General features: G+C 36.1%; 20 protein-coding genes. 14 read left to right on the top strand and 6 right to left on the bottom strand.

All coding sequences use genetic code 11. The annotated features are described in order from the left end of the window. Nucleotides 1-25: 25 nt before the first annotated feature. Nucleotides 26-3,199, bottom strand: coding sequence for a UvrD-helicase domain-containing protein (locus tag ACZYT3_RS05475; RefSeq protein ID WP_464087963.1), 3,174 nt, complete (start codon nt 3,197-3,199; stop codon nt 26-28). Further along, the gene (locus ACZYT3_RS05470; protein WP_464087962.1) at nt 3,180-5,819 is read right to left on the bottom strand and encodes a PD-(D/E)XK nuclease family protein; all 2,640 of its coding nucleotides are present in this window, start codon (nt 5,817-5,819) and stop codon (nt 3,180-3,182) included. The genes ACZYT3_RS05475 and ACZYT3_RS05470 overlap by 20 nt, the downstream gene beginning before the upstream one ends. A gap of 201 nt (nt 5,820-6,020) precedes the next feature. Here ACZYT3_RS05470 and ACZYT3_RS05465 point away from each other — a divergent pair, with 201 nt between their 5' ends. From ACZYT3_RS05465 to ACZYT3_RS05420, 10 genes are all read left to right on the top strand, one after another. After that, on the top strand, nt 6,021-6,746 hold the full coding sequence (locus ACZYT3_RS05465) for a tryptophan synthase subunit alpha (protein WP_273398936.1): 726 nt from the start codon (nt 6,021-6,023) through the stop codon (nt 6,744-6,746). A 129-nt stretch (nt 6,747-6,875) separates the two neighbouring features. Then, a complete protein-coding gene (locus ACZYT3_RS05460) occupies nt 6,876-7,634 on the top strand; it encodes a DeoR/GlpR family DNA-binding transcription regulator (protein WP_273398939.1) in 759 nt (252 codons plus the stop codon). Nucleotides 7,635-7,647: 13 nt separating this feature from the next. Beyond that, complete coding sequence (locus tag ACZYT3_RS05455) at nt 7,648-8,136, top strand: PTS sugar transporter subunit IIB (RefSeq protein ID WP_273398942.1); 489 nt, start codon at nt 7,648-7,650, stop codon at nt 8,134-8,136. A gap of 15 nt (nt 8,137-8,151) precedes the next feature. Then, nucleotides 8,152-8,898, top strand: coding sequence for a PTS mannose/fructose/sorbose/N-acetylgalactosamine transporter subunit IIC (locus tag ACZYT3_RS05450; RefSeq protein ID WP_273398945.1), 747 nt, complete (start codon nt 8,152-8,154; stop codon nt 8,896-8,898). An 11-nt stretch (nt 8,899-8,909) separates the two neighbouring features. Then, nucleotides 8,910-9,725: a PTS system mannose/fructose/sorbose family transporter subunit IID gene (locus ACZYT3_RS05445; RefSeq protein WP_273398947.1), complete on the top strand. Its 816-nt coding sequence runs from the start codon at nt 8,910-8,912 to the stop codon at nt 9,723-9,725. Between the two features lie 50 nt (nt 9,726-9,775). Next, on the top strand, nt 9,776-11,242 hold the full coding sequence (locus tag ACZYT3_RS05440) for a serine hydrolase domain-containing protein (protein ID WP_464087961.1): 1,467 nt from the start codon (nt 9,776-9,778) through the stop codon (nt 11,240-11,242). After that, the gene (locus tag ACZYT3_RS05435) at nt 11,239-11,646 is read left to right on the top strand and encodes a PTS sugar transporter subunit IIA (protein ID WP_273398953.1); all 408 of its coding nucleotides are present in this window, start codon (nt 11,239-11,241) and stop codon (nt 11,644-11,646) included. Before ACZYT3_RS05440 ends, ACZYT3_RS05435 begins: the two co-directional genes overlap by 4 nt. Then, nucleotides 11,647-12,444, top strand: coding sequence for a BtpA/SgcQ family protein (locus ACZYT3_RS05430; RefSeq protein ID WP_273398956.1), 798 nt, complete (start codon nt 11,647-11,649; stop codon nt 12,442-12,444). 121 nt (nt 12,445-12,565) lie between these two features. Then, on the top strand, nt 12,566-13,387 hold the full coding sequence (locus ACZYT3_RS05425; protein WP_464087960.1) for a transketolase: 822 nt from the start codon (nt 12,566-12,568) through the stop codon (nt 13,385-13,387). 7 nt (nt 13,388-13,394) lie between these two features. Continuing rightward, entirely contained in the window at nt 13,395-14,312 is a 918-nt protein-coding gene (locus ACZYT3_RS05420) for a transketolase family protein (protein ID WP_464087959.1), read from the top strand. A 45-nt stretch (nt 14,313-14,357) separates the two neighbouring features. On the opposite strand, the gene ACZYT3_RS05415 is transcribed toward ACZYT3_RS05420, so the two are convergent. From ACZYT3_RS05415 to ACZYT3_RS05405, 3 genes are all read right to left on the bottom strand, one after another. Continuing rightward, entirely contained in the window at nt 14,358-14,939 is a 582-nt protein-coding gene (locus ACZYT3_RS05415; RefSeq protein ID WP_464087958.1) for an HdeD family acid-resistance protein, read from the bottom strand. 46 nt (nt 14,940-14,985) lie between these two features. Further along, complete coding sequence (locus ACZYT3_RS05410; protein WP_464087957.1) at nt 14,986-15,390, bottom strand: Hsp20/alpha crystallin family protein; 405 nt, start codon at nt 15,388-15,390, stop codon at nt 14,986-14,988. A 152-nt stretch (nt 15,391-15,542) separates the two neighbouring features. Further along, nucleotides 15,543-16,178 (bottom strand): YigZ family protein, encoded by a 636-nt coding sequence (locus ACZYT3_RS05405; RefSeq protein ID WP_464087956.1) that lies wholly within the window; start codon nt 16,176-16,178, stop codon nt 15,543-15,545. A gap of 104 nt (nt 16,179-16,282) precedes the next feature. On the opposite strand from ACZYT3_RS05405, the gene ACZYT3_RS05400 reads away from it, so the two are divergent. Genes ACZYT3_RS05400 through ACZYT3_RS05385 form a run of 4 tightly spaced genes read left to right on the top strand, consistent with a single transcriptional unit; the run spans nt 16,283 to nt 19,535 of the window. Beyond that, a complete protein-coding gene (locus ACZYT3_RS05400) occupies nt 16,283-17,137 on the top strand; it encodes a DegV family protein (protein WP_464087955.1) in 855 nt (284 codons plus the stop codon). 12 nt (nt 17,138-17,149) lie between these two features. Continuing rightward, nucleotides 17,150-18,004 (top strand): DegV family protein, encoded by an 855-nt coding sequence (locus ACZYT3_RS05395; protein WP_294562851.1) that lies wholly within the window; start codon nt 17,150-17,152, stop codon nt 18,002-18,004. A 4-nt stretch (nt 18,005-18,008) separates the two neighbouring features. Then, complete coding sequence (locus ACZYT3_RS05390; protein WP_464087954.1) at nt 18,009-18,755, top strand: hypothetical protein; 747 nt, start codon at nt 18,009-18,011, stop codon at nt 18,753-18,755. A gap of 15 nt (nt 18,756-18,770) precedes the next feature. Beyond that, nucleotides 18,771-19,535, top strand: a complete 765-nt coding sequence (locus tag ACZYT3_RS05385; RefSeq protein WP_464087953.1) for an NAD-dependent protein deacylase — start codon at nt 18,771-18,773, stop codon at nt 19,533-19,535. 342 nt (nt 19,536-19,877) lie between these two features. Here ACZYT3_RS05385 and ACZYT3_RS05380 read toward each other — a convergent pair. Then, nucleotides 19,878-20,157, bottom strand: a 280-nt coding sequence (locus ACZYT3_RS05380; RefSeq protein ID WP_464087952.1) for a hypothetical protein, incomplete at its 5' end; no start/stop codon positions are given.

The raw sequence follows: 20,157 nt of genomic DNA, 5'->3' as shown, positions 1-20,157 counted from the left end.
TCCCATAAAGGACGATTTTGATATGTTATGATTTCATTTCGATCATCTCAGACAATGAAAATGAATAAATATAAGTCCGGATCATCTTATCTTTGAAAAGAAGCCGGCAGGCTTTTGTATAAGCCGTTAGCTGTGAGGTATAGCGATCGATCAAAATACTTTCATCCTCCACTGCATCACTTTTGAAATCAATGAGCGTAATGACATCTCCAATAGATAAAAAGTCCATATATCCATGTAATATTGTAGTTCCGTCTTGAACAAGAAACGGATATTCGTGATAGATTTGAGTATGTTGGAGCGATCTGAAAATTTCATTCTGATTCAGCTTCATCAGATCAAAAAGAAGCCTGTCATCTATGTCAAGATGATACTTAGCGGAGATTTCATGTATCAATGTTTCATTCCATGGCACAGATGGTAAATGCTCCAGATAAGCATGATAAGTGGTACCGCGATGAGCGGCATCGCTGTCACGAAAACTTAGTGGGCGCACCCCAAAATCAATAGTTTCAGTTTCACTCGGTGAAAGAATTTCGATGACCTGCGTATCCTTGTATCGGGGAAGCAAGGAAGCAGATGTCTTCATCTTCTCCAAAGGTGCTGTTTCCCACAGATGATCAACATAGTGAATACTGAAAAGATGGTCCTTATGTAAATGATTCATCGCCTGTAATATCCAGCTGGTCGTACCTTTGCGGGCATTGACCTTGGAGTAGGTAATGCCATGATCAATATCCAGTTTTGGATCCAGGAAGTCTACGATATGCAGCTGTTTTTTTGCGCGGGTCGTCGCAACATAGAGGATACGCAGCTCTTCTTCTAATTCATCACGATTTTTCTTATGTTCAATGGCAATGCGCTGATAAGATTTGAAAACATTGCGGTAAGGAAATTGCATGATATTCATGCCGATTCCTAATTCATTATCACAAAGCACCATATCACTAAGTTCCATCTTTTTCATATGGCTGGTTGACCATAGGTAAACGATAGGGAATTCAAGTCCTTTCGAGTTATGGATGCTCATAAAACGAACCACGTTGTCGTTTTTCCCGATTGTACTCGTTTGGGCGGTTTGCTGATCCTTTAATGAATCGATGTAAGTTAAAAAGTTGATGCATTCACAGCTGATGTTTTCTTCATAATCACAGGCCAATTCATAGAAATAATCACAGTTGGTCTGATCCTGAAATGAGCAGGTATCGTAAAAATGATTCCATTTGAAACATTCCTGGATCATTTGCCGGATCGTATATGAGGAATTGCGGATACGTTCAAACTCATGTAAGACTTGAGGTGTCTGCTCTTTTAAACATTGATAATAAGATTTATTTTTCTTTTGTGAGATTTTGGCTAATGAATCACTGTCAAATTGAAAAAAGATACTGGTGAGAATCGCTGCGAAATGAAAGTCATTTTCCGGATCACAAAGGGCATTAAGCATGGAAAGCAGGATCTGAATGCTTCGTGATTCGTAAAAACCGCTTTTTTGGTTCATATAGTAAGGGATATGATATTTCTCAAAGACCTTTTTTAAAACTTCCATTTTTGCGTTGCTGCGTACTAATACCGCAAAATCTTTAAATTCATGATCCTTGCTCTGTCTAATGATCTCATGAGCGATATATTCCGCTTTATAAATATCTTTATTAATTTTTTCATCTGCATAAGTTTTTAGGTTGGGATCAAGGGCATGGAAGACAATAGGCTGATTATCTTCTTTTTGTGAAGCAAGACCGATCTCACTTAAATCTTCGCTTTTAAAAGGCAAGGAATCAAAGCCTTCGATATTCATAAGAATTTCATATAAAACATTATTAAATTCTACGATGGTCGCATCTGAACGATAATTTTTATTAAATCGGATGACTTTATTATAACTGTCTTCCTTTTCCTTGTATGACTGCATGATTTGAGGCAGGGCATGTCGAAAGCCATAGATCGATTGTTTGACATCGCCGACACGGAAAACATTGTCTTCACGACAGATCAAACGTACGAGTTCATCCTGCACATCATTGCTGTCCTGAAATTCATCGACCATGATTTCTTTAAAAAGAGAACGGTAATGTTCGGCAACACGAGGAAATTCTTTTAAAAGTCTAAGTGCCATATGTTCCATATCAGAAAAATCAATCACTTCTTTTTCATTTTTTATCGCTTCATAATGCTTGAAATAAATGCGTACACAATCGATCAGTTCAGAAACGATATCAATGATCTCATGGGTCATTTTCTTCATGACATCAGTAGGAGGAACCGCTAAAACTTCATCTTCGATGGCAATGATCTCATCTCTTGCTTCTTTATAAAAGATATTTTGTGAATCCGGAGAAGTCGGCACCGGCTGTTTGGCACATACAAGTATCTGTTTAGAGAATTCATCAAAATCGCTGACAAGATGAATATCACGAATAAGATCATATTTCTTATAAAAAGCATGGATCTTCTTTTCTTCGTCGGGATAATGTTCTTCAAACTGCTGACGGATCGTTTCAAAGCACTGCTGATAGGTTTGAAGCTTTCCCTTCCAGTAATCTAAAAAAACTTGACGGACCTTGGTATCCTTCTCAAAAGTATCCGGATCATAGGCCGCTAATGCCTCATCCAGCCATATTTCAGGATTGCTTTGAGAATCTGCCATTGAAGCTGTTTTTAAAATGATATCTTTGACTGGCTGAAGATTTTCAGGACGTGAAGAAAGCATGGCACACAGCTGATAGAAAGTGTGTTTCTTTTCTTTTTGTTTGATCGCCATAACTTCTTCTAAAGCCTGGTCCTGATAGATCTTCTGAGTGCTTTCAACACATAAATTTGAAATTCTTTTGGCGGAAAGACCTAAAAGATAATAATAATCTTTAATGATCGAATAACAAAACGAGTGAATCGTTGAGATATGAGCATTTGATAATTTAGAGAGCTGTGAGAAAAGATACTGTCTGTTATTCTCATCTTTTTCATTTAAGACCAGCTGATTGATTTCTTTTGAAAGACGTTTTTTCATCTCACTGGCGGCATCTTCTGAGAAAGTCATGGCAAGTATTTCATCAATTTCAATGTGATCCAAAATGACAAGTTCTACTAAGCGTTGAACCAGGACCCCTGTCTTGCCGCTTCCGGCACTTGCACTGACTAGAATATTGCGATGCCGGGTAGTAATGGCTTCTTTTTGTGCCTCATTCCATTGTTTGCCCATGATCTTCCTCCTTTCTCATGCATGGCGGCAGATCCACCAGCTGTTTTTTCTCCGTATAGCTGCCATTGAATCGACAGATAGGCCGGTACTTGCAGAAAAGACAGGCCGCTTCATTAGGCTCTAACCGTATATCACCGCTTAAAATCTGAGAAGCGATCAGCTTCATCATTTCTTGGATACAATCACTGACTTCATCAATATCAAAGACAGAGGATGCATAAATTCCTTTGCTTTTTGTATTTTTCAGACCTGATACATGGGCTGCATCATCATCCATGATCTCTACATTCTCATCGAAGATCCATCCCTGAAGCCGATTTGCACGAACCACTTCTTTCTGAATGGCTTCTTGTGTGATCGTATCAATGGTTTTAGATCTGCGGGCGAGCTTTTGATAAGGAAGCTCAAGCTTGCCGTTTTGAAAGGAATAGTAAAAGCCGCCTAAAGGACGCAGCTTTAATTCATCCTTCATTTGCATCAGATAAGTACAAAGCTGTAACTGCTGACCTGAAAAGACATGATCCTTCTGCAGCCTTTTTGAAGAACTCTTATAATCCATGATCCGAAAGGTTCCAGAAGAGGTATCAATACGATCGACATAGCCGACAAGATGCAGGTTGACTGTATCGTTGACAGGTACGATTCTTTCCCACTTATATTCACAATATTTTGGCGTCATTGAAGAATGAGCCTCCATTTCATCAAGAATATAAAGATTCATTTTCATATTTTCAATCAATCGATCACGAATTAAATCAAAGTCGATATGTGGAAAAACAGCTTTCATATCAGACATATATAAATCAATGATTTCACTTATCTCATCAACACAAGCTTTCGTATAATCCTTCTGATAACGTCCGACCAAGGTTTCCAGGACGGCATGATTTAGCGTACCGATCTTCTGGACGTTAAAACCTGCTTCAAGTGGTTCTTTGATGTGGCATCCATATCTTAAAAAATATGCATAAGGACAGCCTACATACTTTTCAAGAGAAGAAACTGATCCTTTGATCTCATGATCCTTCATATAAATTTGTTCAGCTGTATTTTCACTTAAAGGCAGTATCGTTTCCTTTAGCTCACTTGTTTGCGTAAGCGGATAAGGTATCGATTCTTTTTGAAGAAGAGCTTCGATATCCAAGCTTGATTCAAAATTTTTTCCTACATAATCGCTCAGCGGGTAGGAAATGATGATTCGCTGGCCGTTTAGGATCCTTTCCAGCATGCTTTGATGATATCGCTGATAACGAGTCATCAATGAAGGGAATTTTTTGATGCTGGCAACATAGTTTTCACCGAAAATACCGCTCATAGGCGTAAAGCTCGAAAAATGATTCTGGGTTGCAGAACAGATAAAGGTTATCGGCAAGCACTCATTGATCTGTGAATAAGGAAGTACCGTAACGCTGTTCATACGTTTGTCAGCTTCATTAACTCTGATCTTGCGTATTTCATCGATCAATAAGCGCATATCTTCTTTTTCTTTAATATAAGGAAGACTCTCTTTGAAAAGATTTTGTATTTTCAACAGAGAATTTCGAAAATCTAAAGTAGAAGCATGAAAATGCCTTAATATTTCATCTGCTGCCATCATGATGCCTGGAATATCATCTGAGAGCAATCGTTGACAGTATGGGAGTATCTGCTGTTTCTGAAGATTTGCTTTTTCTATGATACGAGTCAGATCTTTGATTTCATATTCACTGAAAAGATCGCTGTGGAACCTTTGTTTATTTAAATCAGGATAAGCTTCATCATATGCATAAGGATAGATTTTTTGAGCTTTGATCAGATCGCTCATATCACCAAAGCAGCTTTGGGTCAGACACTCATAAAAGGTTTCGGGTGTCGGATTCAGGGCAAATTCTAATAAGCTTGCGGCCTGAAAGGCATACGATGAAGATTTTGATAAGGATAGATGATAAGGAATCTGATACCGATCAAAGACAGAGGCCAACAACGTCTTGCTTTTAGGATCACATAAAGCAATCATGACATCATTGACATCCATTTCTTCATATATGATTTTTTGCGCAATGCTTTCAATTTCACATCTGGGATTATTGGCATGATAGTATTCATATGCAGGCTTATTTTGATGCTTTGATATTACATGGGCCTGATGGTCTGCGAATATCTGAATGTATTTCTCTTCTATTAATGTCGGATGTGCGATATTGATATAAACATTGGAAAGATCGCCAAGTGAAGAAAGATTCTCCTTGTAACAGATTGAACGTGTTTTCAGATCATAGATGCTTTTTAATATGATCATAAGCTCTTGATCACTTTCTTTCTCACAAGGAAGCTCATCAAGACTTATTTCATAGAAATGAAGCAGATCGAGAAAGCTTAGACATTCATCAATAAAGGAGGATGAAAGAAGCGTATTTTTAAAATAATGAAGCTGATCCTTAATGCTTTTAAATCGCTGATAACATTCATAGCATAAAGTCCATTCAATTGTATTTGTCTTATCAAGCGATTGAATGAAACGGTTGAGCGTAGTAATCTCAACTCCTTTTGCTTCCTGTTTTAATATTTCTTTCTGTGTTTGACGTAAGGCACCTTGTGCAACGATCACAATACTATCATCTTTATATTTTTTTGTTTCCATAATATTACCTGCCATTGAGTATATTTTACACTAAAGTTTCTTTTTCGGATAGCAGAAATTATAGATTAGGTGATGGTAAAGATATGTATAAAGATTTCGGTGAAACTATATTTTAATTGTAGTATTGGATTGACTTCCAATAAATGTAAATATATAATGAAAAAGAAAGGAAAAGAAAGCAAAAGAAAGGAGAAGAAATAAATGAAATTCATTGGCTATATACCTTTTGGCTATCCATCTATTGAGCAAAGTATTATCAGTATAGAAAACTATGTTTCAGCTGGCTGTGAAGCGGTAGAAATAAGTTTTCCATTGTATGATCCGATAGGAGAGAGTGATTTGATAGTTGACTTCATGAGAAAAGCGTTAAAAAATTGTTCGGATTACGCTGTTTATATGAAAGCAGTTCAACAAGTAAGGAAGAATCATCCATCATTAGAAATCAATCTTCTTTTATTTACACAAGTCATGCAGGAAATCGGTTTTGATTGTTTAATATCATTTTATGATAAATGTAAGATTAACTCAGTCATATGTCCTGATGTAAATGATCATTTGGATGTGAGGGATATTTTGACATCAAGAGGAATGAAATTTGTGGCCCCTTTTCATTATGATGTTAATGAAAGTGAATTAAAAAATTGTCTTGATAGTAAAGGCTTTGTTTATATGCAGGCTTTTCCGCCATCATGGCAGAAAGTAAAAAAAGGATACGAAACACCTGATAAAATAGTTGATTATTTAAGGAAGAACGGAGTTAAGCAAGAAATTTACGCAGGGGTTGGTATTAAGACGTTAGAAGACGTAGAAACAATAAAGAAAGCTGGCGTTGATGGTTTTTTTGTAGGAAGTAGTTTGATGAAGCTTTTAGATGATCCGATACAGTTACACAGAAAAATCACAGAATTTATTAATGCCGGCAAATAGAAAGCAAAAGAAAATAAAAGAAATAAAAAGAAAGAAAAAGTGTTGACATTTAATAAGCTGTTTGGTAATATATAGATGTAAAAAGAAACCAAACGAAAGCAAAAGAAATGTTTAAACTGGAAAAAGCAAATGTACCAAGAGGAAAGACAAAAATATATTTTAGATTATGTAACAAAAAACAAAAAAGCATCAACCAAAGAATTAAGTGATCTTCTGAATACTTCTCTTGTAACGATTCGTACAGATTTAAGGGTTTTGCAAGAAAAAGGTCTTTTAGTTAAAACGCATGGTGGGGTAATGATTAATTCATATAAGATTAATGATGTAATCCCTTCAGATATCAAATTTCAAAAGCATAAAAAAGAAAAACGAAAGATTGCGGAGATTGCAAATAGATATATCAACGATGGAGATATATTGATCATTGATTCAGGTTCTACAACCTTGGAATTAGCAAAATGCATTAATGCAAAAAATTTAACAGTATTTACAAATGATTTACAGATAGCATTGGAACTATCGAAAAAGAAAGATGTCAGTGTGAATGTTTCAGGTGGTTCCTTGATTCCGGGTGTTTATACACTGACGGGATATGATTCAGTTGATTTCTATAAAGGTATTCATGTAGAGAAATTATTTCTTAGTTGTGATGCCATTGATGCTGATTTCGGAATATCAAATCGGGATATTCGTGAAGTAGAAATAAAGAAGGCAATGCTTAAATCAGCTAACGAAGTATTTATGATGGCTGATCATAGCAAAATGAATGCGAAAGTACTCATCAAAGTAACAGGTTTTGAAAATATTGATAAATTGATCGCTGATGAGATACCTAAAGAGTTAAGAGATATTATTAGTAGTAAAGGTGTAGAAGTAATTACTGAGTAAAGGAGGAAAAAATATGTCAGTAACATTAGCCAGAATTGATGACCGTTTAATTCATGGGCAAATTGTCCATGCTTGGATTGAATTTTCAAAAGCAAAATATCTTGTCGTTGCAGATGATATCGTTATGAATGATAAAACCCAGCAGCTAATGTTACGATTGGCTGCACCTAAGACTATTAAATTAGAAATGTGTTCTTTACAAGATGCGGTTACTTTCATCCATGAACATGAAAATGATGCAATTTTTCTAATAGTAAGAAATCCTGAAAATATGCTTAAAATGTTGAATTATGGCTTAGTACTTTCTGAGGTGAATTTGGGAAATATTAGTATGACCAAATCACAAACAGGAAGAAAAATGCTTCTGAAAAATATTCATGTTGAGCAGAATGATGTCGATTGTTTAAAAGGTATTGCCTCTAAGGGTGTAAATATATATATAAAACTGGTACCAGATGAACGCCCAATTGATGCAATTGACCTTATAAATAACAAATACTAAAAGAAAGGAGAAATTATGTTATTAACACAGGCACTTATAGCATCTCTTGTCATGTTTATTGTCTGGCTAGATTATGAATGGATCCATGTTTGGACGTATAGACCAATTGTATTAGGACCATTAATGGGTTTAGCCTTAGGTAACTTAGAGATCGGACTTGAAGTTGGTGCAACAGTAGAATTAATGTTCTTGGCAACTGTCTGGGTTGGTTCAGCAGTTCCGCCAAATGAAATTTTATCAACGGGAATCGCAACAGCCTTAGCAGTTGCAACAGGTGATGCAACAGTAGCGATTGCGACAGCTTTACCAATTGCGATTTTGGGAAGTGCGTTGTTAACTTTCAGAAATACTTTTATGAATACATTTGCAATGCAACGTTTTGAAAAAGCTGCATCGAAAGCAGATACAAGGGCGATGAAATTATGGGGAATTGTAGTACCTGTTGGGGTATATCATATGATTTTGTTTGTTATACCAACATTTGTTGCTGTATATTTTGGTGCAGATGTATGTGTGGCTTTACTTGAAACTATACCAGAAAACGTGCTTGCTGCAATCAATTGTGGTGGTCGCATGATAGGTGCAGTGGGACTTGCTTTATTATTAAAATCAATAAATTTCCGTTCTGCATGGCCATTCTTCTTCTTGGGATTTATTTTCTCAGCTTATTTAGGTGTAGGAAATCTGGGAATTACAATGTTAGCCGTTGTAGTTGTAGGTATTATCTATATGTTTAAAGAAAAATCTGCTAAACAAGAATAGGAGGGACATTCATGGCAAAATTAGATAAGCATGATTTATGGAAACTATTCTGGTCAAGTCAATGGTTTACTGTCGGATGTAATAATGAGAAATTTGAATCTATAGGTTTCACTTTATCTTTGATGCCGATTATTGAAAAATTATATCCAGATAAAGATAAACGTATTGAGGCATATATGCGTCATCAGGAAATCTTTTTGACAGAAGCTCAATGTGCAAAAACAGTTATTGGTATTACCGCAGCAATGGAAGAACGACTTGCTAATGAAGGAGATATTCCAGCTGAATCTATAGGAGCGATCAAAGCAGCTATGATGGGACCTCTAGCAGGAATTGGTGATACATTATATCATGGTACGCTTCGTCCTATCTTTGCAGGTATAGCTGTTAGTTTAGTTACGGCAAGCGGTTATACAAGCCCATTAGGATCTATCTTATTCTTTGTTATTATGGGTGGTATTGGACAATTGATTAACTGGTTTGGTATCTTTAAAGGATATGAAAAAGGTGTAGAATTAGTTGCGAATATAGAAGAAGCGGGATTGATTGATAAGATTAGAGAATATGCTTCAATCCTTGGATGTATTATCATGGGTGGCTTTTCAGCAGTTTTTGTGACAATTAATCTAGGTGTTGAATTTAATGCTGGAGAATCTGTTATTAGTCTGCAAGAAACATTAGATAGTATGGTTCCGTACTTATTGCCAATGACTTATACATTATTCTTATATTATTTGATAACAAAGAAAAAAGCGAATCCAATTGTATTGATGGTCATTACAATGGTAATAGGAGCAATCGGTTATTTGCTTGGAATATTTGCATAAAAATATTTGAGCTATAGCAATTGCTGTAGCTCTTTTTTCTAGGAGGTTATATGTGTGATTTAGAAAGAAGTAATTGCTTACAAGAAAATTTGAATCCTAGAAGTGTTCGTGATTTTCTTGAAAAGTTAGAAAATAAAATTGAACCTCATGGAATAGTGATGATAAAAAATGGGAAAGTAATCTTAGATGCAAAATGGGCGCCTTATGATACAAGCAGACCACATGTAGTAAACTCGGTAACGAAAACATTTGTAGGTATTGCTATTGGACTTCTTTATGATAAAGGCCTCATTCATTTAGATGATAAGGTTGTTGATTTTTTTACCGATATAAAAATTCATCCTAGAAATGAAGCAATTAAAAAAGTAACGATTAAACATGTTATGACAATGTCAATGGGACAACTTACAACGCCGGTTTTGGATGAGAATAGAGATTGGGTAAGTGCATTATTAAATAATCCTATCACATTTGAACCTGGAAGTATGTTCCATTATGATTCATTGGCTACATTTCTACTTTCAGCGGTATATTCAAAAGTCATGAATGAATCAGTGGCAGCTGGACTACAAAGAGAGTTATTTGAACCTCTTGGAATTACGAACGCTTATTTCTTTGATAATAAAGATGGAATCACAATTGGAGGATTAGGTTTATTTATTCCGACTATTGGATTGGCAAAGACGGGTTATTTATTAATCAATAAAGGTGTTTATCAAGGGAAAAGAATTCTTTCAGAAGAATGGTGTATGATGCAACTTTCTAAGCAAATTGATAACTCAAATGTTTTTCCAGAAAGTAAACATGAAAGTCGTCAGGGATATGGACTACAATGCTGGCATTGTGTAAATGGTGGAGTTAGAATGTCAGGTCTATGGGGGCAAATGTGCTTAATGCTTCCTGAATTTAACTTTGTTATGGCGGTAAATGCGAGAGGATCCAGTTCGCAGCCAATGTTAGATATCTTTAATGAAACAATATTACCTGCGTTAAAAAATGAGATGATTGATTCAGAACAAGATATACTAGATACGTATTTAAAGAATAGGAAAATGGTTATTGAGAAAAAAGAGTATGTTTCTCCTATGAAAGATATTATTGATGGAAAGGAAGTAAAAGTTATCAATGATCTTTATGGAATTACATCATTTAAAGTATCTTTCGATCAAGATGATTTAATATTTGAAGTAGTTCAGAAAGGCCAAAAATATAGTTGTATATATAAGCACAACGCTTTGAAAAAGAGTATTTCTAATATTATTGAATTATTTCCCCCATATTATGATTCGTTATCAAAGCCAAAGAAGGATTTATTAAATTACAATGAACCTTATACTTATGGACAGTATATATGGGAAAAGGATGGTTCTCTGTTATTAACCACTTTATATGATAATGAGGCTACTCATTTTGTAATTCGTATTTATTATGATTATGAATATGCGGCATTTGAATGGACGTCATTGACATGTTGTACAAAATACGATCTGGTTCTAGTTCATGGGAGATATATATGATAGGAATTTTATTAGTAAGCCATGGTGAAATGGCGAAAGGTATGCATAATTCTGCTAAAATGTTTTTCAGTGATGAAATAGAATCATTTGATTATCTATGCTTTAAAGAAGAAATGGTGATAGATGATTTTGATAATCAAATTAATAAAAAATTAAAAGAATTAAATGATGGATCAGGAGTTGTCATATTAGCGGATATCGTAGGAGGAACACCTTGTAATCGAATTGTTTCATATTTAAAAGAAGATATTTATTTGATATGCGGTTTCAATTTCAATTTATTGATTGATCTTTTAGTAAATCGTAATAACTATTCTCAGGTTTGTGATTTAGATGTGTTAAAAATGATAGATGAAGCGAAAAACAGTATTGTTTTTGTTAATAAATTATTGGAGGAGATGTAATTGAAATATAAGGAATTATTTAAAAGAAAGCCTATCATTGGCATGGTTCATTTACTGCCATTACCTTCAAGCCCATTATTTGATGGTGATATAGAAAAGATTGAAAAAAGAGCATTAAGTGATGTAAAAGCGTTAGTTGAGGGGGGGGTTGATGCATTTATTATCGAAAATTTTGGAGACATACCCTATGATAACACAATCTCATTAGAAGCTTATTCTATCATGATTTCTATTGTGAATAAAATTAAAGCAATTACTGATTTACCTTTTGGAATCAATATTCAATTTAATTGTACTGATCATGAATGTGCAATGGCTTTTGCTACAAAAGCAAGCTTTATACGAGTAGAATCATTTGTAGAAAATAGAATAGGTACTCATGGAATAAGTTATTCTAGTGCACCTAAACTAATGAGAAAAAAAAGTTTATATCCATCGGAGTTTATGATTTTTGCAGATGTGAATGTAAAACATACTTATCCGATGGCCGATATAAAATTAGCGGATGCGGTTCATGAAGCTGTAGAGTCTGGTGCTGATGCAGTTATTGTAACTGGCAAAGCAACTGGGCAAAATCCTAAAGTTGAAGAAATTAAAGAACTAAAAGAAAAGTTTAAGGATGTTCCAATCTTAATTGGAAGTGGAATAAAGCAAAGTAATGTTAAAGAATTTCTTCAATATGCAGATGGTATTATTATTGGCAGTTCTATCAAAATTGATAATGATGTCAATAATGGTGTGGATCTAGAAAAAGTTAAAGTATTAATGAATACTGTTAAAGATAGTCAATACTATTAATCAAGTAGCAAATAGCAAAAAAACGGATAGTGATATTTTATTTCTAAAACTATCCGTTATCTTTTAATTTGGGTACTTATTAATTGTAGAATCAGAAGCTGTTAATATGAGGAGATTTATCATGTATGATACAAAAAAACAATTACAACAACATGCCATAAACATTCGTAAAAATATTTTAAAAATGGTGGCCAATGCACAAAGCGGACATATCGGAGGCAGCCTTTCCAGTGCCGATATCATTACCTATTTATATTTTAATGTCATGGATATCAATGAAGATAATGTGAAAGGCATCGATCGTGATCGCTTTGTACTAAGTAAAGGTCATGCTTCTCCTTTGCTTTATGCAGTACTGGCAGAAAAAGGTTTCATTGATGAAGATGAACTGATGACTTTCAGAAAAATCAATTCCAGACTTCAGGGACATCCCAGCATGAAACTGTTGGATGGTGTGGATATGTCGACAGGTTCCTTAGGACAGGGTATCAGTGCGGCAGTAGGTATGGCAATAGCCAATAAACTCGATCAAAATGATCATCGTATCTATGTCCTTTTAGGAGATGGCGAATGTGAAGAAGGAGAGGTATGGGAAGCTGCAATGGCAGCAGCTCATTACAAATTAGATAATTTATGTGCGATTTTGGATTATAATGGTTTACAGATCGACGGCAGCATTCACGATGTCATGGATCCATCACCATTGGATGAGAAATTTAAAGCCTTTGGATGGCATGTCATTGAAATTGATGGACATAACTATGATGAAATAGAAAAAGCCTTTGCACAGGCAAAGACGATCAAGGGACAGCCAACGCTGATCTTTGCCCATACGATCAAAGGCAAGGGCGTATCCTTTATGGAAAATCAGTCGGCATGGCATGGCAGTGCTCCGAATGAAGAACAGTTAAAAGAAGCATTAAAGGAACTGGGAGGTGAGTGAGGTGAGCATGGCGACAAGAGAAGCCTGTGGAAAGGCGCTGGCAGAATTAATTGTTGAAAATGAGAAGATAGTTGTTTTGGATGCTGACCTGACAAAGAGCACAAAAACGATAGAAGCAAAAAAAGCATGCCCAAAGAGGCATTTCAATATGGGAATTGCGGAAGGCAATATGATGGGTGTGGCGGCCGGACTGGCAGCAAGTGGAAAGATCGTATATGCGTCAAGCTTTGCGATGTTTGCGAGCGGCAGAGCCTATGAGCAGATCAGAAATTCAATCTGCTATTCAAATCTGAATGTAAAGATCTGTGCAACACATGCAGGAATCAGCGTAGGGGAAGATGGAGCGAGCCATCAGTGCAACGAAGATATTGGGCTGATGAGAGTGATTCCGAATATGAAGGTCTTTCAGCCCTGCGATGCGATAGAAACAAAAGCAATCATTAAAGCAATATCAGAAATAGAAGGCCCCTGCTATGTACGTTTAGGAAGAAGCAAGGTTGAGGATGTATTTGATGAATCCTATCGTTTTGAATATGGGAAAGGTAGGATAATTCGGAAAGGGAAAAAAGTCTGTATCATCGCCAGCGGAATGATGGTACAGGAAGCAATGAAGGTAGGAGAGCTGTTAGGAAAAGAGGGAATTGAGCCAACGATCGTGAATATTGCGACCATCAAGCCTATTGATGAAAAGTTGTTGATAGAGATGGCAAAGACGCATGAATATATCGTGACATGTGAGGAACACAGCATCATCAATGGACTGGGAAGTGCGGTATGTGAAGTCTTGGCACCCTATCGCTTATGTAAAGTGATTCGTATAGGAATTGAAGATGTATTTGGAGAGAGCGGAAGTACAGCAGAATTATTTGACAAGTATGGATTAAGTGCAGATAAAATTGCAGAAAGCATAATCCGACTATTATAAATGGTTTCAATAAAAAAAGTTCAGCTTTATTAGCTGAACTTGAATCTACCGTATTTTCTTTATGTTGATCGCTTCTATCAGCAATGTTACACCATCGATGATCAAATAAGCGGCAATGATATAATTAATCAGGATTGCCGATGTCCATGGCAGGATCAGAAAGATAATTGCCATCAGGATCGTAAGTACACCGCTGAATGTATAAGAGCCGGTATTGATCATTCCAAAAAAACTAAATCTTCGGGCAAAGGCAATTTTCTCTGCTCCGTAAAACATCAGCATGATCGCAAACATGATCGTTAATGACATGGCAGTTATCTCAGAAGGTGTCTGAAGCAATAAAATACCAAACAATATATTTATGATACCTGTGATAACATGAATAGGCTCTTTAAAATAAGAGGAAGTCAAACAGAAATTGATGATTGAATACACACCAAATCCGATGATGATGACAGCTGCGATCGTTTTGACGACATCAAACGCTTGGATTGGGAAAAAGATACAGGCAACGCCTACGCCTATCATCAATAAACCTAATAATAGACAGATCCAACGCATCCTTTTTACTTTTCTATTCCAATTCCGTTTAAATTCTTCTTCAAAATCAAATCCCGGATAAAACATATATAACACCTCTTTTTACAAAAAGCCAACGAAAGTTGGCTTTACATTACTGTATCTCAATATACTTCTTTTCTTCAGCGTGCTTAACATTGCTCTTAGGAAGAGATACTTTTAATTCACCATTCGTAAATGAGGCCTTGATATCTTCTTCTTTCACATCACCGACATAGAAGCTTCGGCTGCAGTTTCCCTGATAACGTTCACGACGAATGACATGTCCTTTATCATCTTTGACTTCGTTATCGGTATTCTTATTAGCGCTGATCATTAAATATCCGTCTTTTAATTCCATACGAATATCTTCTTTATTGAATCCCGGCAATTCCATGCTTAATTCATATTCGTTTTCTTTTTCTATAATATCAGTTCTCATGTTATTGCTGGAACGACTCATGAACGGGTCATAGAATAAATCATCAAATACGTTATTTATAGTTGGGTAGAATTTCATAAAACATCGCCTCTTTCTTTTTTTTAATCTCAGTGAAAACGCTGGGATATAAAATTCATACCTGAGCTAAGGTCCTTTCCTTAACTACGCTTATATTATATCACATAATTTAGCACTGTCAATAGTTGAGTGCTAAAAAAATTAAATTTTTTTTATTTGTTTTTATAACTATCTTTATTTTTGATCTCACATTCAATGATACATTCTTTTTGGTAAGTGTTTATGATCTTTCCTTTGCTCATTTCCATGAGTTCATCTGTAATGTCATGTTCACAGATATAGGTATAGGTTACCTTTTCTTCATATTGCTTATCGAGTATCTGAATATTATGTTTAGAAAAGTAATAATCCAAGGGACCGATCAGGTCATAGGAAAAAGTACAGATATATTCCTGCATCTTTTTGGCTTCGACAAGGGTAGCGTTTTCCAGTGCCAGCGAAATACTTTTGGAATAGGCACGGATCAGTCCGCCGGCTCCCAGCTTGATTCCGCCAAAATAGCGTACTACGACTGCAACGATATTCTGCATATCATTTTTTCTTAAGCACTCCAGCATAGGAACACCTGCCGTACCGCTGGGTTCGCCATCATCACTGCTTCGTTGAAATTCACTGTGATCACCATAAATAAAAGCACTGCAATGATGATTGGCATTGGGATGCATCTTTTTGATTTTGGTGATATAGGCTTTTGCCTCTTCTTCATTATCAATGCGTTGTAAGTAAGTGATGAAGCGGCTTTTTTCAATTGTAAATTCATGAATGACTTCTTCTTTGATTCTTGGCATGTCCCTATTATAACAAAATCTTCTCTTCTTTCAAAGAGTTCAAAATTGCTTCATTAAAAGAAACGTTTGGTGTATAATAAAGGACGGAAACGAGGTAAAATAGAATGAAAGTTGCTTTTATTACAGATAGTTCATGTGGGGTTCATCCTGATAAAATGAAGGAAAAAGGAATCATCAGTCTGCCGTTGCAGATCGTGCTTCCGGATCAGGAAAATGCGTTGCTTGATTTTGTGGACGCACCACTGGAAAAAATTTACGAATATATTGAAGATGGGGTCATGATGAGCACGTCCATCCCACCGCTCGGATTGATCAACCAGACATTTAAGGATTTAAAAAATGAAGGCTATGAGGCTGTTTTCTGCATTCCGATCAATCCGGGATTAAGCAGCTGTTACAATGCGCTGCGTTTGGCTGCAGAGGAAAATGGTTTGGAATTTATTCATGTCGATGTGCATACAACGGCTATGCTGCAGCTTTATGCAATCACACGTGCCAAAGAAATGTATGATGAAGGTCAGGATCTAAACGAGATCAAAGAAAAGATCCAGAAAATGGGAGATGATGGAATGACGTTTGTTATTCCAAACGAACTGGATCATTTAAAGAAGGGCGGAAGATCAACCCCATTGGCTGCAACGCTTGCAGGTCTGTTGAAGATCAAGCCGGTATTGAAGATCGATGCCAGCTGTGATGGGAAAATTGATGTGTTTGATAAGATCAGAACGTTTAATAAAGCTGTTGAGCGTGTTGTGAAAGAATTGAAGGATCGTGGTGTGGATGACAGTTATAACATTTGGGTTGCTCACAGCAATGGTATGGAACATGCCCTTTTGACAAAAGAAAAGCTTCAGGAAGCTTTTCCGAATCATCATATTGAAATTGTTCCTCTAGTGAGCGTTATTTCTGTTCATACAGGAATTGACTGTATTGGAATACAGGCTTTTAAGAAAATATAAAGGAGGGTCGTTATGAAAGTAGCATTTGTATGTGACAGCGGTACGGGAAGAAATGTCGCACAGCTAAAGGAATTAGGTATTTATAGCTGTCCGCTGCAGATCAGTGATGAAAGTACGAATTATCTTGAGCTAGAAGATAAAAGTATTGAAGAGATTTATGATATGGTTGAAAAGCAGGTGCCTTTAAAGACGAGTCTTCCTCCGCTGGGAATGATTCATGATACGATCGCACAAATTAAAGACGACGGCTATGATACTGTTTTCTGTGTACCTATCTGCTCCGGATTATCCGGAACAGGAAATGCTTTCCGTTTAGCTTGTGAGGAAGCTGGCTTGAAGTTTATTTTTGTTGATACGCATGTGACGGCAGAAGTAGAATTTTATTGTGTGACACAGGCAAAGAAAATGTATGAAGCGGGCAAGTCGATTGATGAAATTTTAAAAGAATTGGATAAGGTGATTGCCAGTGCTTCCACGATCTTATTGCCAATGGATCTTGATCATTTGGTACGTGGCGGCCGTTTGACGCCTATGGCAGCCAAGCTGGCAGGATTTTTGAAAATTCGTCCGATCTTACGAATCGATCAGACGACAAAAGGAAAAATTGATGTCTTTGATAAGGTTCGTACGTTGAATAAAGCAATGGATCGTGTCATTTCGTTTATGAAGGAACAAGGTGTCGGTGATTTATATAATGTCTATGTTGCTTATGTAAAAGAAAAAAGCAACTGCGAGGTCATGCTGGATAAGATCAAGGCAGCCTTTCCGGGTGCTTCCGCACATTTGATCCCATTGATCAGTACCGTAGGTTGTCATACCGGTATCGGCTGTATAGCCATTCAATATTATAAACGTTTAGGAGAATAGCAGTATGCAGGAAAATAAGGGGAATATTGTCAGTGGTATATTTGGGGCGCTTATTGGCGGACTGATTGCAGCGATTCCATGGATTGCTGCCTATGTCTTCTTAAATTTGCTTTCTTCACTGGCAGCTATCTTGATTGCGATGGGTGCTTATGCAGGATATAAGAAGCTTAATGGGCCTGTCAATAAAGGAACTGTCTGGATCATTGGTATCATAACATTGATCATTGTAACGGTTGCGAATTTTGTGATCATTCCGCTTATCTATCTGGCAAGAGATGGTTTTGCACTGAATCTGACCTATTATAAATGGTTTTTCAGCTCAGATGAATTGATGACAGGAATGATCAAAGATTATGTCATTTCTATTATCTTTGCCTTTATAGGGGTACAGAGCATCATGCGTAATATAAGAAGTGATCGGGGTATAGAAGATCCTGCTTCTTATCAGAATGTGAATGAGGGCATATCTGATATAAAAAGTGTATTTTCTAAATATCATGCGTTTGATAAGGGAAATGCCATATCAAAAGAAATGGTTTTAAGTGAAACAGGGAATACCCAGCTGTTCCGTACCTTATGTGCACAGCGTATCATTCGTCGTTATCGCGGTAATTATTATTATGATGAAAGAGCTGAAACCGATACTTTTTATCGTACGCGTAAGGTTGTGGCCTATGTTCTTTCAGTTACAGCTATCGTTCTTGTAATAACGATTTCATTGGCGATTTTGATCGTAGTTTTAACTGAATAAAGGAAGCGATGATGTATGGATGAAAAGATAGCACAGATAACTGAATGGATACAAAAGAGTGATAATATTGTTTTCTTTGGTGGTGCCGGAGTATCGACAGAATCGGGGATTCCTGATTTTAGAAGCGATCATGGAATCTATCAAAAACAATATATGTGCAATGGTCGAAACGTGAGCCCTGAAGAATGCCTCAGCATTGATTTTGCACGCCGGCATCCGGATATTTTCTATGATTATTATATCCATGAATTTATTCATCCCAACGCTTTGCCGAATCGTGCCCATAAGGTGTTGGCCGAGTTAGAGAAGATAGGAAAATGCAAAGCGGTCATCACTCAGAATGTTGACTCTCTGCATCAGATGGCAGGAAGTAAAAATGTATTGGAATTGCATGGAACAACGGCAACATACTCTTGTGACCGCTGTCATTTACAATATACCGAAGCACAGGTATTCGACTTTTTAAAGAAGGAACAAATTCCAAGATGTACTTGTGGTGGTCTGATTCGTCCGGATATCGTTTTTTATGGCGAAGCCTTACCTGCAGGTGTTTTTGAAAAAGCCATTGCTTATGTTTCTAAGTGTGACGTATTTATCGTTGCGGGAACTTCTTTAAATGTATATCCGGCAGCGAATCTTATGAATTATTATCAAGGGAATAAATGTATTTTGATCAATTTACAGAAGACGCCTTATGATGATATGGCAGACTGTGTACTGCATGAAAAATGTGGGGATGTATTGACACAGGTGTTTGAAAATCTTCAAAAAAAGAATTGATTAAAAAAGTGAATATAGATATATATGATACAAAGGAAGAGCTCTGTATTATAAGAGTATTTTGTCTTTTGTATCTTTTTTTATATTATGATTTTCTTTAGTTTACATCTGTTAGGTAGTGGATAGTTCATTGATTCATATGAAAAGGGTAGTTGATGATAAGATACTTATTATAAAATATTATTCTTATTGCTTTGATGGTATTGACGGTTAATCCACAGGTGTAGGATGTTGATCAAGCAATAATCATTTTAGATGAAATGAAGGAAGCTCATAAAAAATCTGAATGGATTTTAAAAATAAAAAGGCTGTTAAGGATTTTTGTTCCTCAACAGCTCTTTTTTAGTTCATCAATGATAATAATGTCATCAGTTTATCATTCATCTGATGATCAAGATAATACTTGATCAGAAGCTTCTTTGTGTCCTGATCCATGAAAACATACATTTCACTCAAATCATCATCTCTTTCTTCCTCAACATATCGTTTCACATATTCGCTTATCATCTCTTCTTCCATGAAAGGTGCACACTCTGTCAGATCCTCTAGATCCATATGTTCAACCGCCCATGTCAACAGCGCTCTTTTCTGTGTCCTGTTTAAGAATGGTAAAATCTCTTCA

The sequence above is a fragment of the Traorella sp. mt218 genome (assembly GCF_055420025.1).
The sequence above is the reverse complement of the archived record's forward strand: the minus strand, read 5'-3'. Positions and strand labels throughout refer to the sequence as shown.